Here is a 24,842-nt window from a genome sequence, read left to right as displayed (position 1 = left end):
TGCGGTACCCGCGGTACCGCAAACAGAAACATGTGTTCACTCAATCGGCTGTCCACAGGTTGCGTCGAGCTGCCAGCCTGGCGAATCACAACCGCATAAGGTCTCAGAGAGTTGCGCTGCGGCGCCCGGCGACAGGGGGATCCGATGTATACGCCAACGCCTCCGCCACCGCCCGTCCTCCCGCCACAGCCGTCGCGTTCGCGAGCCACCCCGTGGCTCGTGGCGCTGATGATCCTTGTGCTCGTCGTCGCCTACCTGCTGGTCGGTTTCCTGACCAGGGACAAGTGGTTGGGCGGTAAGTCTGAAGCCCTCACAGAGGTCACGCTGACGGCGAACACCCCGGACGGTGCGCCCCCTTCTTCCCAGGCGCTGACGCGATCTCAGGAAGTGATCAGTGAACGGCTGCGCGATCTCGGCATCGAGGGACATGTCAATGTTGATGGCGATCAATTGGTGGTCGGCGTGCCCGGCCGCAGCGCCGACCCCATCCGCGGCGTCGCGCTGTCAGGCCGGCTGTACATCCGGCCCGTCATCGACTCACTCCCCGTTAACAATGCGCCGGACTCATTGACGCCAACGGGAGTACCGAGCGCTCCCCCCGGACCCGCGCCGACCTCGCCGGGTGCCCCACCTCCTGACCCGGCCAACGATCGCGCCAAGGCCATCCAATTCCAGAAACTGCTGCGCCAGACCCCGGGGCTGGAGCGGCAAGCAGCTGTCTATCTGTTGCAAACGCGGTGTAACGGCGCCGACCTCCTCGCCGGCAACGACGACCCGCACCTGCCGCTGGTCACGTGTGGTGAAGGTGGCACCAAGGACCAGAAGATGATCTACCTGCTGGACAAGTCGATCATCAGCGGCGATCAAATCGACACCGCCAGTTCAGGTTTCGACAAGCAGGGCGACAGGTGGGTCGTGGACCTCACGTTCAACTCGACCGCCGCGAACGCCTGGGCCGACTACACCGCCAGCCACATCGGTACGGCAACCGGGTTCGTCATCGACACCCAGGTGGTCAGCGCCCCAGTGATCCGAGAGGCCATTCCGGGTGGAAACACTCAAATCACAGGTGATTTCACCGCTGACGCCGCCCGCGATCTGGCGAGCGCACTGAAAAGCGGTGCGCTGCCGATCTCGTTCTCGGCGGGTCCGGCAGAGCCCAAATCTGTTCCGGTGAATCCGTCGACGCCGCTGCGGATCGGGCTGGTCGTCGCTGGGGTCGTGGTGCTTGCGGTGACCATCGGTCTGGTGATCTACCTGGCCCGGCGCCGGCGGACCGTGGGTCCAACCCCCGAACAGGACACTTGGCAATGGCAGCCACCGACCTACGGTCCCGGCGGTGGTATCAGCAACCCTCGATCTGATAGTTGATCCAGTGCAGCTACCGCACGCGCTGCACGGCCAGCTCTACCTACTGGCGTACGACCGAGCGCACCGGCGATTCGGCGGGGCCGGTGTCAATACACGTTGGCTGCTTCACTATGCCCTGCGTGCCGCGATTCTGACCGACCTGTACCTGGCCGGATCTGTGGAGGACAGGAACGGGCGGGTGCGTTGCACCGCAACGGTTCATCCCGACGATCCGGTTCTGCTCGAAGCTCAAAACGATTCAGGAGGGTGGGACTGGGCGTCATGGATCGCCCGTGGCCGCGAACGCACCCAGCAAGCCGTGAACGATCAACTTCAAGAGTCCGGTTGGATACAACGACGCAAATGCCGGAAACTGGGAGTGATTCCTGCCGTTCGCTTCGAGCCCTTCGACCAGGACATGGTCGATACCTTGGGCCGCCGCATGATTGAGGTGCTTCGCAATGCCATCGATGACAAGCCGGCCGAACCACGACTGCTCGCGATAGGACTGATCGCTGTACAGGCGCAGATGCCTGTGGCGAGCAGTTTCATCGACAACCCGCAGCAGCGAGCACAGCTGCGCGAGATGACCTTTGCGGCAATCGAACCCATATTGGGTTTGCATCAGGCGATCCAGAATCGGTTTGCAGATATCCGCTCTCAGCTCAGCAGTTGGGGCGGCTAAGCCGCCGAGGTCACCCGATAGACGTCGTAGACGCCTTCGACGTTGCGCACCACGTTGAGGACGTGACCGAGGTGCTTCGGGTCGCCCATCTCGAACGTGAACCGGCTGATCGCGACGCGGTCACCGGAGGTGGTGACCGACGCCGACAGGATGTTCACCTTCTCGTCGGCAAGCACGCGCGTGACATCGGACAGCAACCGGTGCCGGTCGAGCGCCTCGACCTGAATAGCCACCAAGAACACCGACGACGGCGACGGTGCCCACTCCACGTCGATGATCCGCTCGGATTGATGTTGCAGGGACTCGGCATTCGTACAGTCCGTGCGATGCACGCTGACGCCGCCGCCGCGGGTGACGAAACCGAGAATATTGTCTCCCGGTACCGGCGTGCAGCACTTGGCCAACTTGGTCAGCACTCCGGGTGCACCCGGAACCGCCACCCCGGTGTCCTCTGTATTGCGCTGGCGCAGTGGCATTGTCGCGGGTGTCGACCGTTCGGCCAGCTCGTCCTCGGCGGCTTCGTCACCACCCAGCTGTGCGACCAGCCGCTGCACCACGTGCCGCGCCGAAACGTGGCCCTCGCCCACGGCGGTGTACATCGCCGAAACGTCGGCGTACCGCAGCTCGCGCGCGAGTGCGCCCATCGACTCGGCATTCATCAACCGCTGCAACGGCAGTCCGCCTCGACGAACCTCGCGCGCGATCGCCTCCTTGCCCGCCTCGAGCGCCTCCTCGCGACGCTCCTTGGCGAACCACTGCCGGATCTTCGCCTTCGCTCGGGGCGAGACGACAAATGACTGCCAGTCGCGTGACGGACCGGCGTTCGGTGCCTTGGACGTGAAAATCTCGACCACTTCGCCGTTTTCAAGGTTGCGTTCGAGCGCGACGAGCCGGCCGTTGACGCGCGCCCCGATGCAGCGGTGGCCCACCTCGGTGTGCACCGCGTACGCGAAGTCGACCGGAGTGGAGCCGGCGGGCAGCGTGATGACGTCGCCCTTCGGGGTGAACACGAAAAGCTCTTGCACAGCGAGGTCGTAGCGCAGCGACTCGAGGAACTCCCCAGGGTCAGCGGCCTCCCGCTGCCAGTCGAGCAACTGTCGCATCCACGCCATATCGTCGATCTCGGCGGCCGCGTGCCCCTGCGGTAAGCCGTTGCGGCCCTTAACTTCTTTGTACCGCCAGTGCGCGGCGATACCGTACTCCGCGGTGCGGTGCATGTCGCGGGTGCGGATCTGGATCTCCAGGCCCTTGCCCTCTGGTCCGACGACCGTCGTGTGAAGCGACTGGTACACACCGAACCGCGGCTGCGCGATGTAGTCCTTGAAGCGTCCCGCCATCGGTTGCCACAACGAATGCACCACGCCCACAGCGGCATAGCAGTCACGGATCTCGTCACACAGGATGCGCACACCCACCAGGTCGTGGATGTCGTCGAAGTCGCGGCCCTTGACAATCATCTTCTGGTAGATCGACCAGTAATGCTTGGGCCTTCCTTCGACCACGGCGTTGATCTTCGAAGCGCCCAGCGTCGAGACGATCTCGGCCCGCACCTTCGCGAGATAGGTGTCACGCGAGGGCGCCCGATCAGCGACCAGCCGCACGATCTCCTCGTAGCGTTTCGGATGCAAGATCGCAAAGGAGAGATCCTCGAGCTCCCACTTGACCGTTGCCATCCCCAGCCGATGCGCCAGCGGCGCAATGACTTCCAGGGTCTCCCTGGCCTTGCGGGCCTGCTTCTCGGGCGGCAGGAAACGCATCGTGCGCATGTTGTGCAGGCGGTCGGCGACCTTGATCACGAGCACGCGTGGATCGCGGGCCATGGCGATCACCATCTTGCGGATGGTCTCCCCCTCGGCCGCCGTGCCCAGCACGACCTTGTCCAGCTTGGTCACCCCGTCGACAAGATGGCCCACCTCTTCGCCGAAGTCGGCGGTCAGCGCATCCAAGGTGTAGCCCGTGTCCTCGACCGTGTCGTGCAGCAGGGCGGCGACCAGCGTGGTGGTATCCATCCCAAGTTCGGCCAGGATGTTCGCAACGGCCAACGGATGGGTGATGTACGGGTCACCGGAGCGGCGGAATTGTTCGGCGTGCCGCTGCTCGGCGACTTCGTACGCACGCTGCAGCATCGTGAGGTCGGCCTTCGGGTAGACCTCGCGGTGCACGGAGACCAGCGGTTCGAGGACCGGGTTGAGGGTGCTGCGCTGGGCAGTCATCCGGCGGGCCAGCCGGGCACGAACCCGCCTCGACGCGCTCGAGGGCTTGCCCGCGGATGTATCGGTAGCCGGCGGCGTCTGGACGGCCTGGCCCACGCCCGTATCGTCAGCCGCCATCAGCACCTCCTAAGTAGAGGATAAACGCTCAGACCTGGTGCAAGCTGGTGACGGGCAGAGGAGCCACCGCGTCGCGGCCGCGCAGCCCGACCAGTTCGAGCACCACGGCCGCACCGGTGACGTTGGCGCCGGCGTCGTCAAGCAACCGCGCAGTGGCGGCCAGCGTCCCTCCGGTGGCCAGCACGTCGTCGATGATCACCACGTTGCGGCCGGCCAGATCGATCCCGTCAGCAGGGATCTCCAGCGTGGCCGAGCCATATTCGAGCGTGTAGGTCTGCGCCAGCACCGGCGGCGGCAGCTTTCCACCCTTGCGCACGGCCAGCACCCCTGTACCCAACCGGGTGGCCACCGCGCCGCCCAGCAGAAAACCTCGCGCGTCGACCGCAGCGATCAGCTCGGCGCCAGATGCGATGTCAGCCAGCGCGTCGGTCACCGCAGCCAGACCGTCCGGATCCGCCAGCACCGGCGTGAGGTCCTTGAACTGAATGCCGGGCGACGGGAAGTCGGCGACCTCGCGGGTGAGCGCGGCGATCACGGTGGCAACATCGCGTCCTGCACGCGCGGTCATTCCCTGAGTGCCCATCGGTCCATGTTCCACCCGGCGCCCCACCGGGTCGGATTAGGGGTCACAGCTTCCATCTTCTTCGACGAGATCACGGTGCGCTGCTGACGGTACAGCGGCAGGGTCGGCATGTCGTTCCACAAGACACCCGCGGAGTCGCCGAGCAGCCGGGCGATCTCTTTGGCGTCGGACGTGATCGCCAGGTTGTCGATGATGCCGTCCACCTGCGGGTTGGAGTACCCGGACAGGTTGTTGCCGTTGGCGGTGTGCAGCGCGTACGCGTCGATAGATGACGACGCGCTGGAACCGCTGCCTACCGCGCCCCCGGTGCTCGCCAGCAGCACCTCGATCTCCTTGTTCTTGATCGATTGCGGGCCCGTGTGGTCGGTCGCCGCGTCCTGGACGGTGATCCCGGCGGGCGCACATGCCGTGGCGATGGCCTTGACCGCTCCGCCGAGCCGGGCGTTGGGTGCCTGATAGCCGATCCGCACCGTCAATGGCGTGCCGTTCAGCGCCGCCTTGGCGGCATCGGCGTTCGCCGCGGCGTATTGGTTGTTGGCTGCGGTGCTCTCCCCTGCGGCGAATGCATCGTCCAACGCCGGGTTCAGACGCACGTTGGCGATCGGCACCCCCGCGTCGCGGGCGATCACGTCACGGGGCGTGCACAACGCGAGCGCGCGCCGTGCCGCCGGGGCCGCCAGCGCGCCCTCGTCGGAGAGAATCAATTGCTGGATGCCCCCCGACGCGGTGTCGACGCGCTCGTAGCCGTTCGGCACCGTCAGTCCACCGACCAGGCCGGAGGCGATGTCCACCACGTCCGCCGAGCTGTCCTTGAGGCGCTGAGGAACATCCGCCGCGCGCGGGTAGACGATGACCCGCTTGGTGATCGGTTTCGTTGCCCACCAACGATCGTTGACGACCAGCACCACAGCGCCGTCCGAACGCACCGAGTCCAGCTTGTACGGGCCAGACGACGGGAACCACCTCAGGTTGACACCGGGTTTGAGATCCCACAACGTGTTCCAGGCGTCGGCGATCTTGGCCACGACGGTCGCGTCGTTGTTCTGCAGCGCGGTGGTGACGTCGACTCCCAGCAGGTCGGCCAGCACATGGGAAGGCATCAACGAGGTCGCCGTGAACAGCTGCGGATAATCGGCGAACGGCCGGCTCGGGGCGAACGTCACGCGGGCCTTTTTCTGTCCGGGCGTGCAGTCGACTGATTCGATGTCGCTATAGCCTGCCCGACTTGCCGCGTCGAAACCGGGCAGGCGTCCCGACTGCGCCGCCCACGCCAGCACCATGTCGTCGCACGTGATCGGCTTGCCGTCGGAATAAACCGCGCTGTCGGCGATCGTGTAGTCGAGCAGCAGCGGTTCGCGGCCCACCACCGACACCGTGCCGACGTCGTGGTCAGCAACTACCTGCCCGTCGGGGCCGTGATAGCCGAACCCGGTGAGTACGCGGCCGAAAGCTTGCGGCGCCGCCGACGCCGCGCCGACGACACTGTTGGCGTTGTAGGTGGTGAGCGGCCCGTCGACCACGTAGTCGACCTGGTCTGCGGGAGTTGACGCGCAGGAGGTCAGCGCGGCAGGCGCGATCAGCAGACCGGCCGCGACGACCGCTGCGGGCCAGCTGCGACGCGGCATCGAGTTAGCTCCGCCGCGGGTTCCGCTTGCCCGTCGGCCGTCCCGTGGTTTTGGCTGTGGGCCGAATCGGGCGGGCGCCCGGCGCGGGCTTGGCTGCCACCGCGACCGCGTGCCGTCCGGCGGGTTCTTCCTCGTCTGTGGACGCGAGGTCGGCCGGGGATGCCTCCTCGGTGCTCGCTGCGCTGCCGCCCGATCCGCGGCGTCGCAGCACCCGCCGGGTGTGGGTCTTGACGAGGTCGGTGCGTTCTCGCAAGGTCACCAACAGCGGGGTCGCCAGGAAGATCGACGAATACGTGCCGACCATGATGCCGACCAGCTGAACCAGCGCGAGGTCTTTCAGCGTGCCGACGCCCAGCAGCCAGACCGCGACGACGATCAGCGATATCACCGGGATCACGGAGATCAGGCTGGTGTTGATGGAGCGCATGAATGTCTGGTTGATGGCGAGGTTGGCCTGTTCGGCGAACGTCCGCCGGGTGGTGTGCTGGAACCCGTGCGTGTTCTCCTCGACCTTGTCGAACACGATCACGGTGTCGTACAGGGAGAAGCCCAGGATGGTGAGCAACCCGATGACGGTGGCCGGGCTGACCTCGAAGCCGACGAGCGAGTACACCCCCGCGGTGGTGGTGAGGTCGAAGCCGAGGGCGGCAAGCGCGGAGACCGCCATGTAGCGCTCGTAGCGGACCGTGATGTAGATGGTGACGAGGATCAGGAACACCCCGAGAGCGATCAGCGCCTTTTTGGTGATCTCACCACCCCACGTGGACGACACCGCGGAGTCACTGATGTTCTTGGGACTGGCCTGGCCATTGACGGTCGGATGGAATGCGTTGAACAACGCATCTCGCAGCTGGTTGGTTTGGTCGTTCGTCAACGTCTCCGAGCGGATCTGCACCGTCTTGGGATCGTTCCCGATCAGAACCACTTGCTCTGGATCGTGGCCGATGGTTTCCCGGAACACCGCCGAGACCTGCTGTGTTGTCGCGCTGCCACTCGGGAACGAGATCTGGGTTCCGCCTTTGAAGTCGATGCCGAGCGTGAAACCGCGCACCGCGATGCTCACGATCGCGATTGCGACGATGACCCCGCTGATGGCGAACCACATCTTGCGTCGGCCGACGACCTCGAACGCGCCGGTGCCCGTATACAACCGGGTGAAGAAGTTGTGGTGCGGCACTGCCGCCGAAGATGTCTGCTCTTCGCGCGAGCGCTCGTCGACGGCGTCTGCCTCAATCGCGTTCGATTCAAGCGTTTCGACCGTCGACTCCACGTCGTCCTTACTCGAAGCCATCCCCTACCTCATGTCTGTTAAACGGTCGATCCCTTGGGACCCGTGCGCACGGCCGCCCGCCGTTCCCGCGCGATCTGCTGCACGGCCCCTAGGCCGTTGAACGCCGGTTTGGCCAGCAACGTCGACTTCGACGCCATGTACACCAGCGGCCAGGTCACCAGGAACACCACGACGACGTCGAGGATCGTCGTCAAACCGAGCGTGAACGCGAAACCTTTCACCTGGCCGATCGCAAGGAAGTAGAGCACGGCGGCGGCCAGGAAGCTCACGGCGTTACCCGAAAGGATCGTCTTGCGGGCGCGCGCCCAGCCTCTGGGTACCGCCGAGCGGAACGAACGGCCTTCGCGGATCTCATCTTTGATGCGTTCGAAGAACACGACGAATGAGTCCGCAGTGGTCCCGATGCCGATGATCAGACCGGCGATGCCGGCGAGGTCCAGCGTGTAATTGATATAGCGGCCCAACAAGATGAGGATCCCGTAAACCATCACCCCGGACGCCACCAGCGATAACGCCGTGAGCAGGCCTAGCACCCGGTAGTACAGCAGCGAGTAGAGCAGCACGAGCGCCAGACCGATGGCCCCGGCGATCAGACCGGCCCGCAGGGATGTCAAACCCAATGTCGCAGAGACAGTTTCGGACTGAGACGACTCGAAAGACAGCGGCAGCGACCCGTACTTGAGCACCGTGGCGAGCTCACGCGCCTGCGAGCCGGTGAAATCACCGGTGATCTGCGTGTTTCCACCCGGAATGGCCTCTCGGATCACCGGGGCGCTGACCACTCTCGAGTCGAGCACGAACGCGGTGGCCTGGCCGACGTGGCCGGCGGTGTAATCCCCCCAGATGTTCGAGCCCGCCGACTTGAACTTGAGGTCCACCACCCACCTGTTGCCCTGCTTATCGAAACCTGAACTGGCGGTGTCGATTTGATCGCCGCTGATGATCGACTTGTCCAGCACGTAGATCATCTTCTGGTCCTTGGTGGCACCTTCACCACACGTGACCAGCGGCAGGTTCGGGTCGTCGTTGCCGGCGAGGAGGTCGGGGCCTTCACACCGGGTTTGCATCAGATAGATAGCTGCCTGGCGCTCCACGCCCGGCGTCTGGCGCAACAACTTCTGGAAGGCGATTGCCTTCGTGCGGTCCTTTACCGGGTCAGGGGGCGGGCCCTGCGGCGGCGGACCCGGCGGGGGCTCTGGGCCAGGAGGGGGCGGCGGCGCGGGCGGCGCAGGCTCCTGTGGATATGGCCGCGGCTGAGGAGGTGGTTGGCTCTCACCAGGATTCGCAGCCGGCGGGGCGCCCTCGCCCGGAACCGCACCCGGCGCGGGCGGCTCACCGGGATTCCCACTCGGCGCCATACCGGGCGGCATCCCGGGTATCCCGCCCGGCGGCGGCTCAGGCATCCCTCCTGGCGGCGCCTGGGGCCCGATCGGGACGGAATCGATCACCGGCCGGATGAAGAGCTGGGCGGTTTTACCGAGGCTTTTCGCCTCATTCCCGTCGGTGCCCGGAACAGTAATCACGAGGTGGTCGCCGTCAATCACCACTTCAGATCCCGAAACGCCGAGCCCGTTCACGCGAGCGAGGATGATCTGCTGGGCCTGCCGGAGCGCATCGTCAGTGGGCCGGGAGCCGTTGGGGGTGCGCGCGGTCAGCGTCACCCGCGTGCCGCCTTGCAGATCGATGCCGAGCTTTGGTCTTGTCTGCTTGTCACCGGTAAGGAACACCAGCAGATACACGCCGATGGCCAGGATCAAGAAAAAGCCTAGGTACCGGGCAGGGTGCACCGGCGGCGACGACGACGCCACAGTCCTTCTATCTCCTCAGGGTTTTGTTTCGTCTACAGCGGCCGAGCGTACGTGCCGCCGACGCGCTGTCAGTCGCTGGTGAGTCGGCGGGGTTCCTCTATCGCGTCACTGTCGGTCAGCTCGCGGTTGATTTCGCCGTCGGCATCCTCGTCCTCGTCCTCGTCGTCCAAGATGCGGTCCCGGATCGCCAGCTTCATCCAGGTGGTGATCACACCTGGGGCGATTTCGAGGTCGACCGTGTCGTCGGTGATGCCCATAATCGTGGCCTGCAGTCCCGACGTGGTGTGCACCCGATCGCCGATCTGCAGCGATTCGTGCAGGTCAATGGTGGCTTGCATGGCTTTCTTCTGGCGCCGTGACGCGAAGAACAGGAACACACCCATGACGACGAACAACGGCAGGAAGATGAGCAGATCCATGAGTGCACAAGTCTTTCATGTAGTACAGGCGGTATGAGCCCCGCAGGCGCAGGGCCTCGCAACTGACCAGTGTGCCATCTGCGCCAGGGCGGCCCTCGGGGCGCGCTCAGTTTTTTGCTCTTCGCGCAATCGGGTCATCGACCTTTCTTGCTCTTCGCGCAAGCGGCTCATCGACGTTCTTGCTCTTCGCGCAGCCGCTTCGCCCGCCCCAAGATTGCTGCCCATGTGCATATGGGTACCGGTCGGTGGAAGGATTTCTGCAGGTTGCCTGGTCGACAACAGAGCAAGGAGCGTCCATTGCGGATCTCACCCGGGACGTCGGCGGCGAGCCGGATTGCCGTTGCGGCATTCGCCGCGGTGGTAATCGGGTCGCTGGTGCTGTTCGCGGCCTACCCTCGAGCGGCCGAGTCGCTGCCTGATCAACTTGCCGGGTACGGCAGGCCTGGGTCGTTCTGGACGTTGGCGCTGGCGGTGTTTGCACTGGGAGCGGTGTGCTTCCAGCTGTATATCTCACGCCGCAGCAACGCAGGCACCTCGATCACGATCGTCGTCGTCTTGAGCGCAGTGAGCCTTGTTTTGGGCATCGCCTCGTACGTGCCGTGCGACGCCGACCGCACCCCCGGGTTCACTCAGCTCATCTGGGGTGCCGCCCTGGTAAAGGGCGGCATGGGCGACCCGATCATCACCGGCCGGGGAGCCTGCCCCTCTCCGATACCGCCGGCCCTCGAGTTGGCGCGGATCGCGGCACTGAGCGCGTTGTTCATCAGCCTGATCGGCATCGCGGCCGCGGTGTTCCAGTCCAGGATGGATCGGCTGCGGGTCTTCTTCGCCAAGTCGGTGACGGCTGTCGTCGGCATCGACGAAGCCGCACAGACACTGCTCGGCGCCATCGGCTCGACGTTGGACCCGGGCAGCACCCTGGTGGTGGTGACCGACAACGCCGAAGGTGTCACCGAGCGACAGTCACGCGCGCTCGGGGCTCGCGTCATCTCCGTGGATCTCAACAAGCCCGACGCGCTCAAGGCACTCGCGATGTGGCGACGCCTGAACAGGCTCTATCTGCTCTCCCCCGACCCCTGGACCAACCTGCAACGCCTCAGCACGATCACCGACCGCCTCACCGAGATCGGCCGGACTCGTCGCATCCCGCTGATCGTCAGGATCGACGACCCGTGGCAGGCCGAAGCATGGCGGGCGCAACAATTCGGCGGAGCCGACCGCCCCTGGCTCGCCGACGCAGTCGGGATGTACGAGGTCACCGCGCGCCGACTGCTCGACCGCATCCTGACCACCAGCGGCCTCAAGCGGATCGTCATCGCGGGCTCCTCGCCGCTCACGCTGGCGCTGCTCGCCGACCTCTCGCGCCGCCAGGCCGAACGAGACTTCTACCCCGATCCCAGAGACCAGCCCCTGCCGGCGCTGACCTTGCTCGCCGAGAACTCCGACGAATACCGCGAGGACCACGAACGGCATCGTGAGGAGTTCGGGCTGCGAGCGGATCGGCCGGCGATCGAGGCGGTAACGAACCCGCCATCGGTGCGCGTGCTGTCGGACTTGCTGTCCGACAGCGGCGAGGCAGCGGCCACGGCTGTCATCTTCGTCGACTCGGACGCCGCAGTCGTCGACCCCACGGCCGGGATCCGGCTGGCGAACCGCTTCCCGACGACGCTCGTATACGCATGGGACCCAAAAGCACGGGTCACCGAGGACCGGCAGCCGCTGGTAGGCAAGCTGCGCACTTACCGGCTCGCGATGGACCTTCCGAAAGGCCAGGCACACGATGCGTGGGAACGCGCGGCGCGGCTCATCCACGAGCGATACGCCGCCGAGGTGCCGGCGGCGGTCCCCTGGTCGAAACTCAACGAGTTCTACCGCGGGTCAAACCGGCGCCTCGTCACCCACACGCTCGGGATGGTCGAAGAGATCGCCGAACACACCTGGAGCACCCGCGGCCGGCGCGGATCCGACGCCGCACTACGGGACCTGCAGAATCTCGACCCGCTCGAGCAGCTCGAACGGATGGGGTTCGACCGCGAGGCCGCCTTGGCGATGGCGCGGGCCGAACACGAAGACTGGTGCAGGTACTACCGCGAGGCCGGCTGGAAATACGGCGCGGTCCGCGATGACGCCAATGAGATCACCGACCAGCTCGTCGACTGGTCTGTGGTCAAAGATGACCCGGTCCGATTGAAGAAGGTCACAGCGAGCGTCTCCGACACGCTGCTGGCATTGCACGAACTCGGGTACCGCTCGCGGCCGGTGTGGGAGACGTACCGGCGCAGCGGCACCGTGGTGGCTGAACGCCACGCCGAACCGTTCACCTGGACCTCGGCTAGCGGAGAGACGATGCACGCCGAAGCGGGCGACTGGGCCGTCGAAGGCGCTGACGGTCAAATCCATGCGGTGGCCGACGACATCTTCCGCGCCACGCATACGCAAGACGACGAGGGACGCTGGTCCCGAACGGGGATTGTCGAGGCGCGCCCGTCTCGTCTCAACGAAGTTGTCCGATCAGTGAAAACTGGAAACGACGACTGGGTGGTGCGCGACGCCGACGGAGAGTTGTGGCCTGTCACAGCCGCGGAGTTCGCGAGCACTTACGAAGGACCGCTGGAGGCCGACGATCTGGAGGTCGGCGAATCCTCGCCCGCGAACTCCGATTCCCTAACCGCCCAGCAGATCACGTGATTCGCACTAGGCTCACTTGCGGGTGGGGCCGCGTGAGGAGAGCCGTTGACCGTCCTGGAGCAGAGCCGCAGGCTCGTCACTGAGATTCCCGGCCCGAGGTCGAGGGAACTCATCGATCGCAAGGCCGCGGCCGTACCGCGCGGCGTCGGCACCACGATGCCCGTCTATGCGGCCGCCGCGGGCGGCGGGATCGTCGAGGACGTCGACGGAAACCGGCTGATCGACCTCGGCTCCGGGATCGCGGTCACCACGATCGGCAACGCGGCGCCACGGGTTGTCGACGCCGTGTCTCGCCAGGTCGCCGAGTTCACACACACGTGCTTCATGATCACGCCCTACGAGGGCTATGTGGCGGTGGCCGAGCGACTCAACGCGCTGACCCCGGGCGTCGGCGAAAAGCGTTCGGCACTCTTCAATTCGGGCGCAGAAGCCGTCGAGAACGCCGTCAAGATCGCACGGGTCTACACCCGCAAGACCGCCGTCGTCGCGTTCGACCACGCGTATCACGGACGCACCAACCTGACCATGGCGCTGACCGCGAAGTCGATGCCGTACAAGAGTGGCTTCGGTCCGTTCGCGCCCGAGATCTACCGCGCGCCGCTGTCCTATCCGTACCGCGACGGACTGCTGAGCAAGGAGCTGGCCACGGACGGCGCGCTGGCCGCCGAGCGCGCAATCACGGCCATCGACAAGGCGATTGGCGCGGACAACCTCGCGGCGATAGTCATCGAACCGATCCAGGGCGAGGGTGGATTCATCGTCCCCGCCGAGGGATTCCTACCCGCCCTGCTGGGCTGGTGCCGCGACAACGGTGTGGTGTTCATCGCCGACGAGGTGCAAACAGGCTTCGCGCGGACGGGCACGATGTTCGCCTGCGAACACGAAGGCATCGAGCCGGATCTGATCGTCACCGCCAAGGGCATTGCCGACGGACTGCCGTTGTCGGCAGTGACCGGTCGCAGCGAGATCATGGACGCGCCGCACATCAGTGGGCTTGGCGGAACCTATGGCGGAAACCCGATCGCCTGTGCGGCCGCGCTGGCCACGATCGACACCATCGAGGCCGACGGCCTCGTGCAGCGCGCGGTCCAGATCGAGCAGCTGATGAAGTCGTCGCTCGGGCGGATGCAGGCCGAGGACGACCGCATCGGTGATGTCCGCGGCCGCGGCGCGATGATCGCGGTGGAACTGGTGAAATCCGGGTCGGCCGAGCCGGACCCGGTGCTGGCCCGGACGCTCGCCACTCGCGCGCACTCGGCGGGCGTGATCGTCTTGACGTGCGGCACCTTCAACAACATCCTTCGGTTCCTGCCGCCGCTTGTCATCAGCGACGAGTTATTGATCGAAGGCCTCGACGTACTGGCATTGATCCTCAAAGACGCCGGCGAATGAGCGGCAAGACAGGAGCACGGACATGACCGCAGTGCAGAACTTCATCGACGGCAAGCTTGTCGACTCGACGAGTGGCGAGACGATGCCATTGGTCGACCCGTCGACCGGTGAACAGTACGGCACCGCCGGAGTGTCCAACCACGAGGACATCGACAACGCGTATGCGGCTGCGGCGCGGGCGTTTTCGGAGTGGAAACGCACCACACCGTCGGCGCGTCAAAAGGCGCTGCTCGGCTTCGCCGATGAGATGGAGAGGGCAGGCCAGGCACTTGCCGAGGCCGAGGGGCGCAACACGGGCAAGCCCGTGCACGTCACGATGGCCGAGGAAGTCCCGCCGATGATCGATCAGACCAGGTTTTTCGCCGGTGCGGCAAGGCTTTTGGAGGGCAAATCCGCCGGTGAGTACATGGAGGGGCACACCTCATGGATCCGCCGCGAGCCGGTCGGCGTGATCGGGCAGGTGACTCCGTGGAACTACCCGATGATGATGGCGATCTGGAAGTTCGTCCCGGCGATCGCGGCAGGCAACACCGTCGTCATCAAGCCCAGCGACACCACCCCGGTGAGCACGGTGATGCTGGCCGAGCTCGCGGCCAAGCACCTGCCACCCGGTGTGCTGAATGTTGTTACCGGCGACCGGGCGACGGGAGCTGCTCTGGTGGCGCACCCGACACCGCAGATGGTGTCGATCACGGGATCGGTCGCGGCCGGGCGGGCGGTGGCCGAGTCGGCCGGGGCCAACCTGAAGCGCACGCACCTCGAGCTCGGCGGCAAAGCGCCCGTGATCGTGTTCCCGGACGCCGACATCGCCGCAGCCGCCGAAGGCATTGCCACCGCAGGCTATTTCAATGCCGGGCAGGACTGCACCGCGGCGACCAGGGTGATCGGTCACGCGTCGGTGGTCAGCGACTTGACGGACGCGTTGGCCGAGCAAGCCCGCGGCGCGGCAACGACTTTCGGCAGAGCCGCCGACGATGAGGACGCGTGGGTCCCGCCGGTCAACAATGACAACCAGCTGCAGCGCGTGCTCGGCTTCCTCAACGAGGTGCCCGACCACGCGTCGGTCGCAATCGGCGGACATCGGCAGGGCGACACCGGCTACTACGTCGAGCCGACCGTCATCGGCGGCCTGCGCCAAGACGATCGGCTGTCGCAGAATGAGATCTTCGGGCCGGTGATCACCGTGCAGTCGTTCGACGACGTCGAGGGCGTGGCCCGGCTGGCCAACGGTGTCGAGTACGGGCTGGCGTCGTCGGTGTGGACGAAGGACGTGTCGGTGGCGTTGCGCATGTCTGCGGCACTGGATTTCGGATGCGTATGGATCAACACACACATCCCGATCGTCGCTGAGATGCCGCATGGTGGCTTCAAGTCATCGGGCCACGGCAAGGACCTCTCCATGTACGGGTTCGAGGAATACACCCGCGTCAAGCACGTGATGGTCAACATCGGCTAGCGCGGCCGATGAGGATATTCGTCAGTTACTCCAGCCGCGACGGCGCGGCAGTCCACAAGTTGGTGGCGGCTCTGCGGCACGCGCACGAGGTGTGGTACGACGACGAACTCGGTGGCGGTCAGCAGTGGTGGAACGCGATCCTCGATCGGATCCGTGGCTGCGACATCGTGGTGTTTGCGATGTCCAACCGCTCACTGAAATCACAACCGTGCCAGGCCGAGTTGGGGTACGCCCAGGCCCTGCAGCGGCCGATCCTGCCCGTCCAGGTCGCAGCAGTCGACACGATGAGAGCGCAACCGCTTGCTGCACTCCATGTGGTGGACTACCGAGAACAGACGCCAGAGACAGGAGTCCGGCTGTTTCACGCCGTCCAAGAGCTGCACGCCAGACTCGCACCCCTGCCTGACCCACTGCCGCCGCCACCTCCGATGCCGTTCGCGAACATCGCGCGGCTGGGCACAGCGGTCGCCGCCCCGCAACTGAGCCCACATGAGCAGGCGCAGTTGGTGTTCGAGATCCGCACGGCGCTGCAGGAGATCGGTGACGATCCCATCGCGCAGCGTGACATCGCGCGCTTGCTCGACACCCTCGGTGCCCGCTCCGACGTCACGCATCAAACGCGTACGGAGGTCGACACGCTGCGATCGTCACTGGGCGCGCCGGCCCGTCGGCGCAAGGCCGTGTTGCTGGTGGCGGCCGCGACTGTCGCCATCGTTGTCGGGTTGGTTGTCGGCTGGCTGATCTTCACGCCATCGACTGACGAACCGGCAGGCCAAAAGGCGCTCAAACTCACGTACACGGTCGCGGGAAGAAATCAGAACATCCCGCTCAGTGACACCAAATGCGTATTGACCAAAGATCAACTCACGATCTCAGCCGATCGCGAGAAGCTCAGCGCCACCGTCGACTTGTTCGCAAATCCGCCGGTCGCCGAGAACGTGGTGCTCCCTCAGATCAAGTCGCCAGGGATCCCCTCGGTGAGCATGACTGCGAAGAATCCCGCTGAATGGGTAATCAACGGCTCCGACACCGAGTCGCGGACGCAGTACTGGCTCAATTTCATCTGCCCAAACGTCAACCCCGCTGCGCCGAAATAGAATTCCATGTCGTAGTTTCGGCTGATTTACAACCATGGCTTCACTTTCGGCGAGAGGGGCAACATGAGTACCGCATTCGTGACCGGCGGGTCGGGTTTCATCGGCGGGCGGCTGATCACGCGACTCGTCGCCGACGGTGTGCACGTGCGTGCACTGGCGCGCTCGGACCGTTCGGCCGCCGCGGTCGAGGCGCTGGGCGCCCAAGCGGTGCGCGGCGACCTCGCCGACGTTGCGGCGATGACGGCGGGCGCCGAGGGTTGCGATACGGCCTACCACCTCGCAGCCAACGTCGAGCAGTCGGGCCCGTGGGAGGACTTCGTCCGCGACAACGTCACCGGCACCGAAAACGTCCTGACCGCAACACGATCCGCAGGTGTGGCGCGGTTTGTGCATTGCGGCACCGAGGCGGTGCTGATCGCCGGGGAGCCGTTGCACAACGTCGACGAGACCGCGCCGCTAAGGCCCGACTCGCCTGCGCCCTATCCGGCCACGAAGGCGCGCGCCGAGCAGGCCGTGAAGGACGCGAACGGCGAGGGTTTCGAAACCGTGGTGGTGCGGCCGCGTTTCGTGTGGGGCGCGGGCGATACGACGCTTCTGCCGGCGATGGTCGAGATGGTGAAGGCGGGCAAGTTCGCCTGGATCGGCGGCGGGAAGCAGCTCACCGACGTCACGCATGTCGACAACGTCGTCGAGGGACTGGTGCTGGGCGCACGCAAGGGACGCGGCGGGGAGGTGTACTTCGTCACCGACGGAGAGCCCGTGGAGTTTCGCGAGTTCGTCTGTGCACTGCTGGAAACTCAGGGCGTCACGCCACCGAGCCGGTCGATCCCCACATGGGTGGCGGGGCCCCTGGCCGCGACGAGCGAGAGTCTGTGGCGCGTCTTCCCGCTGCCGGGTCAGCCGCCGCTGACGCGCTTCACCTACTGGGTTTCGTCGCAGGAATGCACGATCAATATCGCCAAGGCCCGCCGCGAACTCGGCTATCAGCCCATCAAAGACCGGGCCGACGGACTGGCCGAGTTACGGGCGGCCTAACGGCGAATCAGCGGGTGGTGGTCGTCTGGCGGTGCCGCCGGAACCAGCCGAACCCGCGATGCTCCGGCTCCTCGACCCGTTCGACCGGCATGCGTTCGGTCTGCGGCTCGGCGTGGCGCCCGAACGCGGGTTGAACCGGCTCCGTCGTCGCCGACGGCGGCGGCTCGGTCGCGACCACCGAGCGCGGCGTCTCGGTGACCGGTTCCGGCGTGACGACCGCGCTCTGCGCGACCTGCACGTCGCGCAGACTGCGTACCGAAACCCGGCCTATCGCCACCGCGCCGAGGAACACGATCAGCACACCGAGCCCGGAGAAGTAAGCGATCTCCAACGCCACGCGTTTGACTTCCCGAACCGCGATCGGAGTGCCGGGGTCCCCCATGCTCAACAGGTTGGTGAACGTCCGCCCGACAACGAACCACGCTCCGGCGGCCACAGTCAGCCAACCGCCGAGCATCGCTGTCGCTCGGTTGCGCGAGCTCAGCAACAGCACGCCTCCGACCACGGCGACCGCGCCAGGCAGCACTTCGAGCCAGCCGCGTGCCGTCGTCCAGACCCACATCTGATCCGGGCTGTACGCAAAATCGAAGGAGGGCCCGACGAACGGAATCAGCGCGCCCCACGCTCCCAACAGAATGAGTAAAAAGCCGCTCGCCGCCCCACGGCTGCGTGCGATTCGCATCCGACTGCCGCGCACGGGCACGTCGCTGTCCATCTCGTTCATGACGTCTCCTTTTTCCGACCGGGACGCGAGTACCCGCATCGGGTGACGCCATAACCGTCAGCGCATCAAAGAGACCGCGAGCAACACGATTGCAACAAGCGGAAACGTGCCCTGGATCAGCGCGCCGCGCGCTTTGTCCGGCGACGAGACCACCAGCACGACGGCCGCCAGCGCCATAGACGCAGTTCCTGCGAAGATCAGCGCGGATCCGACCGGCACGCAACCGCCCGCGAAGTACACGACGCCGACGGCGGTGACGATCGCCAGGAACAGGTTGTAGAAACCCTGGTTCAGCGCGAGCAGCTTCGTGGCCGCAGCCTCTTCCTCGGATGTCCCGAATGCCGCCCTGGTGCGGGGTGCCGTCCACAAGAACGACTCGAGCACCCAAATGTAGACATGAACCAGTGCCGCGAGCGCGGCGAACACCAGGGCTGCAATCTCCATGTCAGCTCAACCTTCCACTTTCGCGGCGCGGGCTTCCACCGCGGCCGGCCTAGTCTGCTTCGCCGCGACCAGCATCACCACACCGATCAATCCGACCCAGACCAGGGTGCTGATCGCGGCGGGCAGCGGAATCCAAGTGTGCAGCAGCGGCGGTATGCCCAGTATCCCCAGCGCGCACGCCCATTTAGGCAGCACGCCGGTGCGCCAGATCGAGATCGATGAGCTGAGAATCATCGCGGCAGCACCAAGTTGCGAATAGTGATAAAGCCAGGTCGACAACACGAGCAGCGGCTGACTTACTGCGTTGACGGTCACGTCGCCGAATCGGACGATCGTGGCGGGAAACGCAACCTCGACGGCAAGACCCGCGGCCGTCAGCGCGAGCCAGATCACACCCCCCGCCAGCGCGATGTAAATCTCCGCTCGCGGACCGACCGCGCGGATCAGCATGGACGTCAGCGCGCCGACGAAAACAATGCCGAAGAGCGTGTGCAGCATCGGCACCGTGCCGTTGGCCGTGACAAACGAGGTGCCGGCGTCGTAGTACGCGCGGGCCTCGTCGGCGGTGTGCGGCTGATCGGGGCTACCTACCGTGAACGCGGGAATCATCACAAGCGCGGCCAAGATCCCGAAGGCTCCGCCGATACGCGTTGCCAGCGTCCCCATCTGCGTGTCCCTTTCCTAGTCGAAGAGCCTGGGTTGTCCCAGCCCGCTGGCACCCGCAGGTGGCCGCATGCCCAGGTGGGTCCAGGCCAAGGTGGTGGCTACCCGTCCACGGGGAGTCCGCGCGACCATCCCGGCCCGCACCAGGAACGGCTCGCACACCTCCTCGACCGTGGTCACTTCCTCGCCGACGGCAACGGCGAGTGTCGACACGCCCACCGGACCCCCACCGAAACTTCGGATCAGCGCGTTAAGCACGCCACGGTCCAGGCGGTCCAGCCCGAGTTCGTCGACGTCGTAGACCGCCAGCGCCTGTTTGGCGACGTCGCGGGTAATCACGCCGTCGGCTCTGACCTCGGCGTAATCGCGGACGCGGCGCAGCAGCCGGTTCGCGATGCGCGGTGTGCCGCGCGAGCGGCTGGCAATCTCCGCGCCGGCGTCACTGTCCAACGCGATGCCAAGGATTCGCGCCGAGCGCGCCAGCACCTGCTCGAGCTCGGCCGGATCGTAGAAGTCCATGTGCGCGGTGAATCCAAACCGGTCCCGCAGGGGGCCAGTGAGCGCGCCCGACCGGGTGGTGGCGCCGACGAGCGTGAAGGGCGCGACGTCGAGCGGAATCGACGTCGCCCCTGGACCTTTCCCGACGATGACGTCGACGCGGAAGTCTTCCATGGCCAGGTACAGCATTTCTTCGGCCGGCCGGGCGATGCGGTGGATCTCGTCGATGAACAGCACGTCATGCTCGACCAGGTTGGACAGCATGGCCGCAAGGTCGCCGGCACGCTCCAGCGCCGGCCCCGACGTCAACCGCAACGCACTCCCCAGCTCGGAGGCGATGATCATCGCCAGCGACGTCTTGCCGAGCCCGGGCGGCCCGGACAGCAGGATGTGATCCGGTGTGCTGCCGCGGTTCTTCGCGCCTTCGAGGACGAGCTGGAGCTGTTCGCGCACACGCGGCTGGCCGATGAACTCGTCCAGCGTGCGGGGCCGCAGGCTCGCGTCGATGTCGCCCTCGCCGACCGTCAGAGCCGCGGAGACCTCCCGGTCCTCCGGTTCCGCGGCGTCGTCGAAGCGACTCATGGCCATCTCCTCTTCGCGCAAGCGCTCATCACTTCGTCCTGCCCAGCAACGACAGGGCGGCACGCAGCGCGCTCGACGTGGTGGCACCATCGTCTCCCGAGAGCACTCTGTCGGTGGCCTCCTCGGCTTGCTTCGACGCAAACCCAAGACCGACAAGGGCTTCCACCACAGGTCCGCGTACGGAGTGGCCGTTGACGGCGGGCGCGCCTGCCGTCGCGTAGACAGCGCCCACCTTGTCACGAAGCTCGAGGACCATCCGCTCGGCGCTGCGCTTGCCGATACCCGGCACCCGGGTGAGCGCCGTGACATCACCGTCCGCGAGCACCTGGCGCAACGCAGGCGCCTCGTGCACGGCGAGTGTCGCCATCGCCAGGCGAGGCCCTACGCCCGACACCGACAGCAAGGTGGTGAACAGGTCGCGCGCGTCGCCATCAGCGAAGCCGTACAACGTCATCGAGTCCTCGCGCACGATCATCGCGGTCACCAGCCGGGCCTCGCTGCCGCGGTGGAGCGTCGCCAGCGTCGACGGCGTCGCGTTGACTCGATACCCGACGCCGCAGGCTTCGATGACGACGTGGTCGAGGGCCAACTCGAGAACTTCCCCACGAATCGATGCAATCACCGTGCCGCCTTCACCTTCGCTTCGAACTTCTTGCGCTGCTGCTCGGCTAATGCCTTTGCCTGCTCCATCCGCGCGAGCGTGGGCGCGCGCCAACAGTGGCAGATCGCCAACGCGAGCGCGTCAGCGGCATCGGCGGGCGCCGGTTTTGTCTGCAGCCCAAGGATTTTCGTCACCATTGCGGTGACCTGAGCCTTGCCCGCCACGCCGCTGCCCGTAACCGCCGCCTTGACCTCACTCGGGGTGTGGAAGTGCACATCGATGTTCCTGCGGGCGGCGGCCAGCGCGACCACTCCGCCGGCCTGCGCGGTCCCCATCACCGTGGACACGTTCTGCTGCGAGAACACGCGTTCAATCGCGATCACGTCAGGGCAGTGCGTGTCCATCCAGTGTTCGGCCGCTTCGCTGATGGCCAGCAACCGCCGGTGCAGCGGCATGTCGGTGGGCGTACGCACCACATCCACGTCGAGCGCGACAAGCTGTCTGCCGCCCGCGCTTTCGATCAAGGACAGCCCGCAGCGGGTCAGCCCAGGATCGACTCCCATGACACGCACGCGCGCCGCCTCCACCGCTAGCCGAACAATTGTTCGACGAAACTTTAACGGGTTGACCCGACATGGCCGGGCAACGACACGCGGCGCGTTACTGCTGCGGCGCTGCGGCCACCGGTTCCGCCGGGTATTGCTGGCTCAAGGCGCCGGCCTCCGCAGCCTGCCGAAGCTCGTCAACGCGTTGACCCGACGGGCCCCACCCGCGCACGCGCTCTTCGCTGACCTTCTTACCGTCGCGCCTGATCTCAATGCTCCACCGCGCCCCCAACCACTTCGAGGCGTACCAGAACGGCCACGCGATCAGGATCGGCAGCATGAAAATGAAGATGATCAAATCGAGGATGTCGAGGCCCGTCGAGCCCAGCCACGGATTGAGCCACCAACGCTTGACCGACCACTTCACCCCGCTGGAGTCGGTCACTTCCGTTTTCGCCATGCGTCGTCCTCGATTTCTGTTTGCTGGATCGCGTCGAAGCGAGAGTATTCGATGCTTGCCGAAACTGCGTGCCGCGCGGCGGCGCTACTCCTCGCCGTCGAGCTCGGCCATGATCTCGTCGGAGATGTCGGCGTTGGTGTAGACGTCCTGCACGTCGTCGTTGTCCTCGAGCGCGTCCACCAGCTTGATCAGCTTGCGCGCGCCGTCGGCATCCAGCGGCACCATGACCGACGGCTGGAACCCAGCCTCCGCGGATTCGTATTCGATGCCGGCGTCCTGCAGCGCAGTACGCACCGCAACAAGATCCGTTGGCTCACAGATGACTTCGAATGAATCATCAAGGTCGTTGACGTCCTCGGCGCCCGCATCAAGCACTGCGGCGAGCACGTCGTCCTCGGTCAGCCCGTCTTTCTCCAGCATCACAATTCCCTTGCGCGAGAACAGGTATGACACTGATCCCGGGTCTGCCATCGTGCCGCCGTTGCGGGTGACCGCGATGCGCACCTCGCCCGCGGCGCGGTTGCGGTTGTCGGTCAGGCACTCAATGAGCACCGCCACCCCGTTGGGTCCGTAGCCCTCGTAGGTGATGGGCTGCCAATCCGCGCCCCCGGCCTCCTCGCCCGCGCCGCGCTTGCGGGCCCGTTCGATGTTGTCGTTGGGCACCGACGTCTTCTTGGCCTTCTGGATGGCGTCATACAGCGTCGGGTTGCCCGCCGGGTCGCCGCCACCGGTACGGGCCGCAACCTCGATGTTCTTGATCAGCCGGGCGAACTCCTTACCGCGTCGCGCGTCCTTGACGGCCTTTTGGTGCTTGGTGGTGGCCCATTTGGAATGGCCGCTCATCTAACTTCTACCTCTTTCGCATGCTTCGAAGTCCGGTCAACCAGTCTACGTGGGCGTTTATGCCCGAGCGGATGTCGCCCTCCGACAACGATGCGGCGGCCGCGTCCGCCACGCGCACACGCATCGCCGACGAACTCGCCGACGAACCTGTTCTGATCATCGGCACGCACTACAGCCCGCCGTCCGCCGGATACCTCGTGCGCGGTGAGCGCGGGGTCTGGCTGCGCACCTAGCGATTTCGGCGTGCAAACCTACGCTCAGCGTCGTTTTGCACGCCGAAATCACCCTCTGAGCATGTCGACAAAAAGCCGGTGCACGCGGCGGTCGCCGGTGATCTCAGGATGAAACGCCGTGGCCAGCATGCGGCCCTGGCGGACGGCAACCGGATGGCCGGCAGCCACCGCCAGCACCTGCACTCCGGCGCCGACGCGTTCTACCCACGGGGCCCGGATGAACACCGCATGCACCGGCGTGTCGAGTCCTTCGAGGGCGATGTCTTCTTCGAACGAGTCGACCTGACGCCCAAACGCATTGCGCCGCACGGTCATATCGATTCCGCGCAGCGGCACCGCCTGCCTGCCGTCCGCACCTGCGTCGGCAATCTCACTGGCCAGCAAGATCATTCCCGCACAGGATCCATAGACAGGCATGCCGTCGCTGATGCGCGCCCGCAGCGGCTCGAGCAGCTCGAACTCGGCCAGGAGATGGCTCATCGTGGTGCTCTCGCCGCCGGGGATCACAAGCGCGTCGACCGCGTCGAGTTCGGAAAGACGACGCACCGTCGTCGCGTCAGCGCCCGCCTCGCGCAGCGCCGCGAGGTGCTCGCGGGTGTCTCCCTGCAGGGCAAGAACACCGACGCGTGGCGTCACTCCGACGGCGGCAGGTAATCGCGCAGGTAGCGGGTCAATCCCTCCTGCATCACGGCGGCGGCCATCTCGCCGTTCTGTTTGAAGATCTTGCCCTGGCACAGCGCCCGGCCGCCGCACGCCGACGGCGACGACTGGTCGTAGAGCAGCCACTCGTCGGCACGAAACGGCCGCATGAACCACATCGCGTGATCTAGCGAAGCCACCTGCAGGTGCTTGCGTTCCTCACCGTGGATCGCCTGGCCCGAACCGAGCAGCGTCAGGTCGCTCATGTAGGCCAGCGCACAGATGTGCAGCACCCTGTCGTCGGGCAGCGGGTCCCGGTGACGGAACCACACCTGCTGGCGTGAGGCCTTTCCTGGAACCGGCTTGAGCAGCTCGCGCGGCACGATCCGCAGATCCCACTCCTGGAACTGTGCCCAGCCCTCGCTGTCGATGTAGTGCGTGGACCGCACCTCGGTCAACTCCTCGGGTGCGGGTGCCGGCGGCATCTCGTCTTGATGATGAATGCCGTCTTGTTCGGTCTGAAACGACGCCGACATCGAGAAGATCGTCTCGCCGTGCTGGATCGCGCCGACCCGCCTCGTGGAGTACGAGCCGCCGTCGCGCAGGCGGTCTACCAAAAAGATCGTCGGCGCCGTGGGATCCCCGGGTCGCAGGAAATATCCGTGCAACGAATGCACCTGATACCTCTCATCGACGGTGCGCACCGCCGAGACGAGCGACTGACCGGCGACGTGGCCGCCGAAGGTGCGGGTAGGAACCCCTGGACCGACGCCGGCGATGTTGCCGCGAAAAATGTTGATCTCGAGTTGTTCGAGATCGAGGATCTCCTCGATCGCCATGCGGCTATCTTT

At 65.8% G+C, this 24,842-nt stretch carries 24 protein-coding genes; 8 read left to right on the top strand and 16 right to left on the bottom strand.

What is annotated here, in order from left to right; all coding sequences use genetic code 11:
* The first annotated feature begins 144 nt into the window (after positions 1-144).
* Both QOH60_RS26580 and QOH60_RS26575 read left to right on the top strand, forming a co-directional pair.
* Positions 145-1,371: a preprotein translocase subunit SecD gene (locus tag QOH60_RS26580; RefSeq protein WP_526424871.1), complete on the top strand. Its 1,227-nt coding sequence runs from the start codon at positions 145-147 to the stop codon at positions 1,369-1,371.
* Positions 1,340-2,035, top strand: a complete 696-nt coding sequence (locus QOH60_RS26575; protein ID WP_526424870.1) for a GPP34 family phosphoprotein — start codon at positions 1,340-1,342, stop codon at positions 2,033-2,035. Before QOH60_RS26580 ends, QOH60_RS26575 begins: the two co-directional genes overlap by 32 nt.
* On the opposite strand, the gene QOH60_RS26570 is transcribed toward QOH60_RS26575, so the two are convergent.
* The 6 genes from QOH60_RS26570 to yajC form a co-directional block, all read right to left on the bottom strand.
* Positions 2,032-4,365, bottom strand: coding sequence for a RelA/SpoT family protein (locus QOH60_RS26570; RefSeq protein ID WP_526424869.1), 2,334 nt, complete (start codon positions 4,363-4,365; stop codon positions 2,032-2,034). The two genes, QOH60_RS26575 and QOH60_RS26570, sit on opposite strands and share 4 nt — an antisense overlap.
* A gap of 28 nt (positions 4,366-4,393) precedes the next feature.
* Positions 4,394-4,933: an adenine phosphoribosyltransferase gene (locus QOH60_RS26565; RefSeq protein WP_526424882.1), complete on the bottom strand. Its 540-nt coding sequence runs from the start codon at positions 4,931-4,933 to the stop codon at positions 4,394-4,396.
* Positions 4,930-6,573, bottom strand: coding sequence for an ABC transporter substrate-binding protein (locus QOH60_RS26560; protein WP_526424868.1), 1,644 nt, complete (start codon positions 6,571-6,573; stop codon positions 4,930-4,932). Before QOH60_RS26560 ends, QOH60_RS26565 begins: the two co-directional genes overlap by 4 nt.
* Before the next feature lie 4 nt (positions 6,574-6,577).
* Positions 6,578-7,864, bottom strand: coding sequence for a protein translocase subunit SecF (gene secF / locus QOH60_RS26555; RefSeq protein WP_526424867.1), 1,287 nt, complete (start codon positions 7,862-7,864; stop codon positions 6,578-6,580).
* A 17-nt stretch (positions 7,865-7,881) separates the two neighbouring features.
* A complete protein-coding gene (gene secD, locus QOH60_RS26550; RefSeq protein WP_526424866.1) occupies positions 7,882-9,672 on the bottom strand; it encodes a protein translocase subunit SecD in 1,791 nt (596 codons plus the stop codon).
* Between the two features lie 68 nt (positions 9,673-9,740).
* Complete coding sequence (yajC, locus tag QOH60_RS26545) at positions 9,741-10,091, bottom strand: preprotein translocase subunit YajC (RefSeq protein WP_526424865.1); 351 nt, start codon at positions 10,089-10,091, stop codon at positions 9,741-9,743.
* 297 nt (positions 10,092-10,388) lie between these two features.
* Here yajC and QOH60_RS26540 point away from each other — a divergent pair, with 297 nt between their 5' ends.
* From QOH60_RS26540 to QOH60_RS26520, 5 genes are all read left to right on the top strand, one after another.
* A complete protein-coding gene (locus QOH60_RS26540) occupies positions 10,389-12,779 on the top strand; it encodes a hypothetical protein (protein WP_526424864.1) in 2,391 nt (796 codons plus the stop codon).
* A 45-nt stretch (positions 12,780-12,824) separates the two neighbouring features.
* Complete coding sequence (gabT, locus tag QOH60_RS26535; protein ID WP_526424863.1) at positions 12,825-14,171, top strand: 4-aminobutyrate--2-oxoglutarate transaminase; 1,347 nt, start codon at positions 12,825-12,827, stop codon at positions 14,169-14,171.
* A 22-nt stretch (positions 14,172-14,193) separates the two neighbouring features.
* A complete protein-coding gene (locus tag QOH60_RS26530; RefSeq protein WP_526424862.1) occupies positions 14,194-15,627 on the top strand; it encodes an aminobutyraldehyde dehydrogenase in 1,434 nt (477 codons plus the stop codon).
* A gap of 8 nt (positions 15,628-15,635) precedes the next feature.
* Entirely contained in the window at positions 15,636-16,724 is a 1,089-nt protein-coding gene (locus QOH60_RS26525; protein ID WP_526424861.1) for a TIR domain-containing protein, read from the top strand.
* 63 nt (positions 16,725-16,787) lie between these two features.
* On the top strand, positions 16,788-17,759 hold the full coding sequence (locus QOH60_RS26520; RefSeq protein ID WP_526424860.1) for an NAD-dependent epimerase/dehydratase family protein: 972 nt from the start codon (positions 16,788-16,790) through the stop codon (positions 17,757-17,759).
* Between the two features lie 7 nt (positions 17,760-17,766).
* Here the strand turns inward: QOH60_RS26520 and QOH60_RS26515 are convergent, their stop codons facing one another.
* The 8 genes from QOH60_RS26515 to QOH60_RS26480 form a co-directional block, all read right to left on the bottom strand.
* Entirely contained in the window at positions 17,767-18,483 is a 717-nt protein-coding gene (locus tag QOH60_RS26515; RefSeq protein WP_526424859.1) for a hypothetical protein, read from the bottom strand.
* 57 nt (positions 18,484-18,540) lie between these two features.
* Positions 18,541-18,927 carry a DUF1304 domain-containing protein gene (locus tag QOH60_RS26510; protein ID WP_526424858.1) on the bottom strand — a complete coding sequence of 129 codons (387 nt, stop codon included), beginning with the start codon at positions 18,925-18,927 and terminating at the stop codon, positions 18,541-18,543.
* Between the two features lie 6 nt (positions 18,928-18,933).
* The gene (locus QOH60_RS26505; RefSeq protein ID WP_526424857.1) at positions 18,934-19,593 is read right to left on the bottom strand and encodes a hypothetical protein; all 660 of its coding nucleotides are present in this window, start codon (positions 19,591-19,593) and stop codon (positions 18,934-18,936) included.
* Between the two features lie 15 nt (positions 19,594-19,608).
* Positions 19,609-20,670, bottom strand: a complete 1,062-nt coding sequence (ruvB, locus tag QOH60_RS26500) for a Holliday junction branch migration DNA helicase RuvB (protein WP_526424856.1) — start codon at positions 20,668-20,670, stop codon at positions 19,609-19,611.
* A gap of 28 nt (positions 20,671-20,698) precedes the next feature.
* On the bottom strand, positions 20,699-21,292 hold the full coding sequence (gene ruvA / locus QOH60_RS26495) for a Holliday junction branch migration protein RuvA (protein ID WP_526424855.1): 594 nt from the start codon (positions 21,290-21,292) through the stop codon (positions 20,699-20,701).
* The gene (gene ruvC / locus QOH60_RS26490; protein WP_526424854.1) at positions 21,289-21,843 is read right to left on the bottom strand and encodes a crossover junction endodeoxyribonuclease RuvC; all 555 of its coding nucleotides are present in this window, start codon (positions 21,841-21,843) and stop codon (positions 21,289-21,291) included. Before ruvC ends, ruvA begins: the two co-directional genes overlap by 4 nt.
* An 88-nt stretch (positions 21,844-21,931) precedes the next feature.
* The gene (locus tag QOH60_RS26485) at positions 21,932-22,276 is read right to left on the bottom strand and encodes a hypothetical protein (protein WP_526424853.1); all 345 of its coding nucleotides are present in this window, start codon (positions 22,274-22,276) and stop codon (positions 21,932-21,934) included.
* Positions 22,277-22,360: 84 nt separating this feature from the next.
* A complete protein-coding gene (locus QOH60_RS26480) occupies positions 22,361-23,119 on the bottom strand; it encodes a YebC/PmpR family DNA-binding transcriptional regulator (protein WP_526424852.1) in 759 nt (252 codons plus the stop codon).
* Positions 23,120-23,178: 59 nt separating this feature from the next.
* Between QOH60_RS26480 and QOH60_RS26475 the strand changes: the two genes are divergently transcribed.
* The gene (locus QOH60_RS26475; protein ID WP_526424851.1) at positions 23,179-23,352 is read left to right on the top strand and encodes a hypothetical protein; all 174 of its coding nucleotides are present in this window, start codon (positions 23,179-23,181) and stop codon (positions 23,350-23,352) included.
* A 48-nt stretch (positions 23,353-23,400) separates the two neighbouring features.
* On the opposite strand, the gene pdxT is transcribed toward QOH60_RS26475, so the two are convergent.
* Both pdxT and tesB read right to left on the bottom strand, forming a co-directional pair.
* Complete coding sequence (gene pdxT, locus QOH60_RS26470; protein WP_526424850.1) at positions 23,401-23,988, bottom strand: pyridoxal 5'-phosphate synthase glutaminase subunit PdxT; 588 nt, start codon at positions 23,986-23,988, stop codon at positions 23,401-23,403.
* Positions 23,985-24,830: an acyl-CoA thioesterase II gene (tesB, locus tag QOH60_RS26465; RefSeq protein ID WP_526424849.1), complete on the bottom strand. Its 846-nt coding sequence runs from the start codon at positions 24,828-24,830 to the stop codon at positions 23,985-23,987. The genes pdxT and tesB overlap by 4 nt, the downstream gene beginning before the upstream one ends.
* Positions 24,831-24,842 lie beyond the last annotated feature (12 nt).

Origin of the sequence: Mycobacterium sp. (assembly GCF_032159765.1) — a bacterium.
In the GTDB taxonomy this organism is placed as follows: domain Bacteria; phylum Actinomycetota; class Actinomycetes; order Mycobacteriales; family Mycobacteriaceae; genus Mycobacterium.
Note: the sequence above shows the minus strand (reverse complement) of the source record. Positions and strands in the feature narration are given on the sequence as shown.

What these genes read in the sequence shown, in the direction of transcription:
- QOH60_RS26485 (WP_526424853.1), bottom strand. Translation starts at nt 22,276, where the DNA reads ATGGCGAAAACGGAAGTGACCGACTCCAGCGGGGTGAAGTGGTCGGTC.
- yajC (WP_526424865.1), bottom strand. Translation starts at nt 10,091, where the DNA reads ATGGATCTGCTCATCTTCCTGCCGTTGTTCGTCGTCATGGGTGTGTTC.
- QOH60_RS26515 (WP_526424859.1), bottom strand. Translation starts at nt 18,483, where the DNA reads ATGAACGAGATGGACAGCGACGTGCCCGTGCGCGGCAGTCGGATGCGA.
- QOH60_RS26475 (WP_526424851.1), top strand. Translation starts at nt 23,179, where the DNA reads ATGCCCGAGCGGATGTCGCCCTCCGACAACGATGCGGCGGCCGCGTCC.
- secF (WP_526424867.1), bottom strand. Translation starts at nt 7,864, where the DNA reads ATGGCTTCGAGTAAGGACGACGTGGAGTCGACGGTCGAAACGCTTGAA.
- QOH60_RS26510 (WP_526424858.1), bottom strand. Translation starts at nt 18,927, where the DNA reads ATGGAGATTGCAGCCCTGGTGTTCGCCGCGCTCGCGGCACTGGTTCAT.
- ruvB (WP_526424856.1), bottom strand. Translation starts at nt 20,670, where the DNA reads ATGAGTCGCTTCGACGACGCCGCGGAACCGGAGGACCGGGAGGTCTCC.
- QOH60_RS26520 (WP_526424860.1), top strand. Translation starts at nt 16,788, where the DNA reads ATGAGTACCGCATTCGTGACCGGCGGGTCGGGTTTCATCGGCGGGCGG.
- QOH60_RS26565 (WP_526424882.1), bottom strand. Translation starts at nt 4,933, where the DNA reads ATGACCGCGCGTGCAGGACGCGATGTTGCCACCGTGATCGCCGCGCTC.
- QOH60_RS26560 (WP_526424868.1), bottom strand. Translation starts at nt 6,573, where the DNA reads ATGCCGCGTCGCAGCTGGCCCGCAGCGGTCGTCGCGGCCGGTCTGCTG.
- QOH60_RS26580 (WP_526424871.1), top strand. Translation starts at nt 145, where the DNA reads ATGTATACGCCAACGCCTCCGCCACCGCCCGTCCTCCCGCCACAGCCG.
- tesB (WP_526424849.1), bottom strand. Translation starts at nt 24,830, where the DNA reads ATGGCGATCGAGGAGATCCTCGATCTCGAACAACTCGAGATCAACATT.
- QOH60_RS26530 (WP_526424862.1), top strand. Translation starts at nt 14,194, where the DNA reads ATGACCGCAGTGCAGAACTTCATCGACGGCAAGCTTGTCGACTCGACG.
- QOH60_RS26505 (WP_526424857.1), bottom strand. Translation starts at nt 19,593, where the DNA reads ATGGGGACGCTGGCAACGCGTATCGGCGGAGCCTTCGGGATCTTGGCC.
- QOH60_RS26570 (WP_526424869.1), bottom strand. Translation starts at nt 4,365, where the DNA reads ATGGCGGCTGACGATACGGGCGTGGGCCAGGCCGTCCAGACGCCGCCG.
- QOH60_RS26480 (WP_526424852.1), bottom strand. Translation starts at nt 23,119, where the DNA reads ATGAGCGGCCATTCCAAATGGGCCACCACCAAGCACCAAAAGGCCGTC.
- QOH60_RS26525 (WP_526424861.1), top strand. Translation starts at nt 15,636, where the DNA reads ATGAGGATATTCGTCAGTTACTCCAGCCGCGACGGCGCGGCAGTCCAC.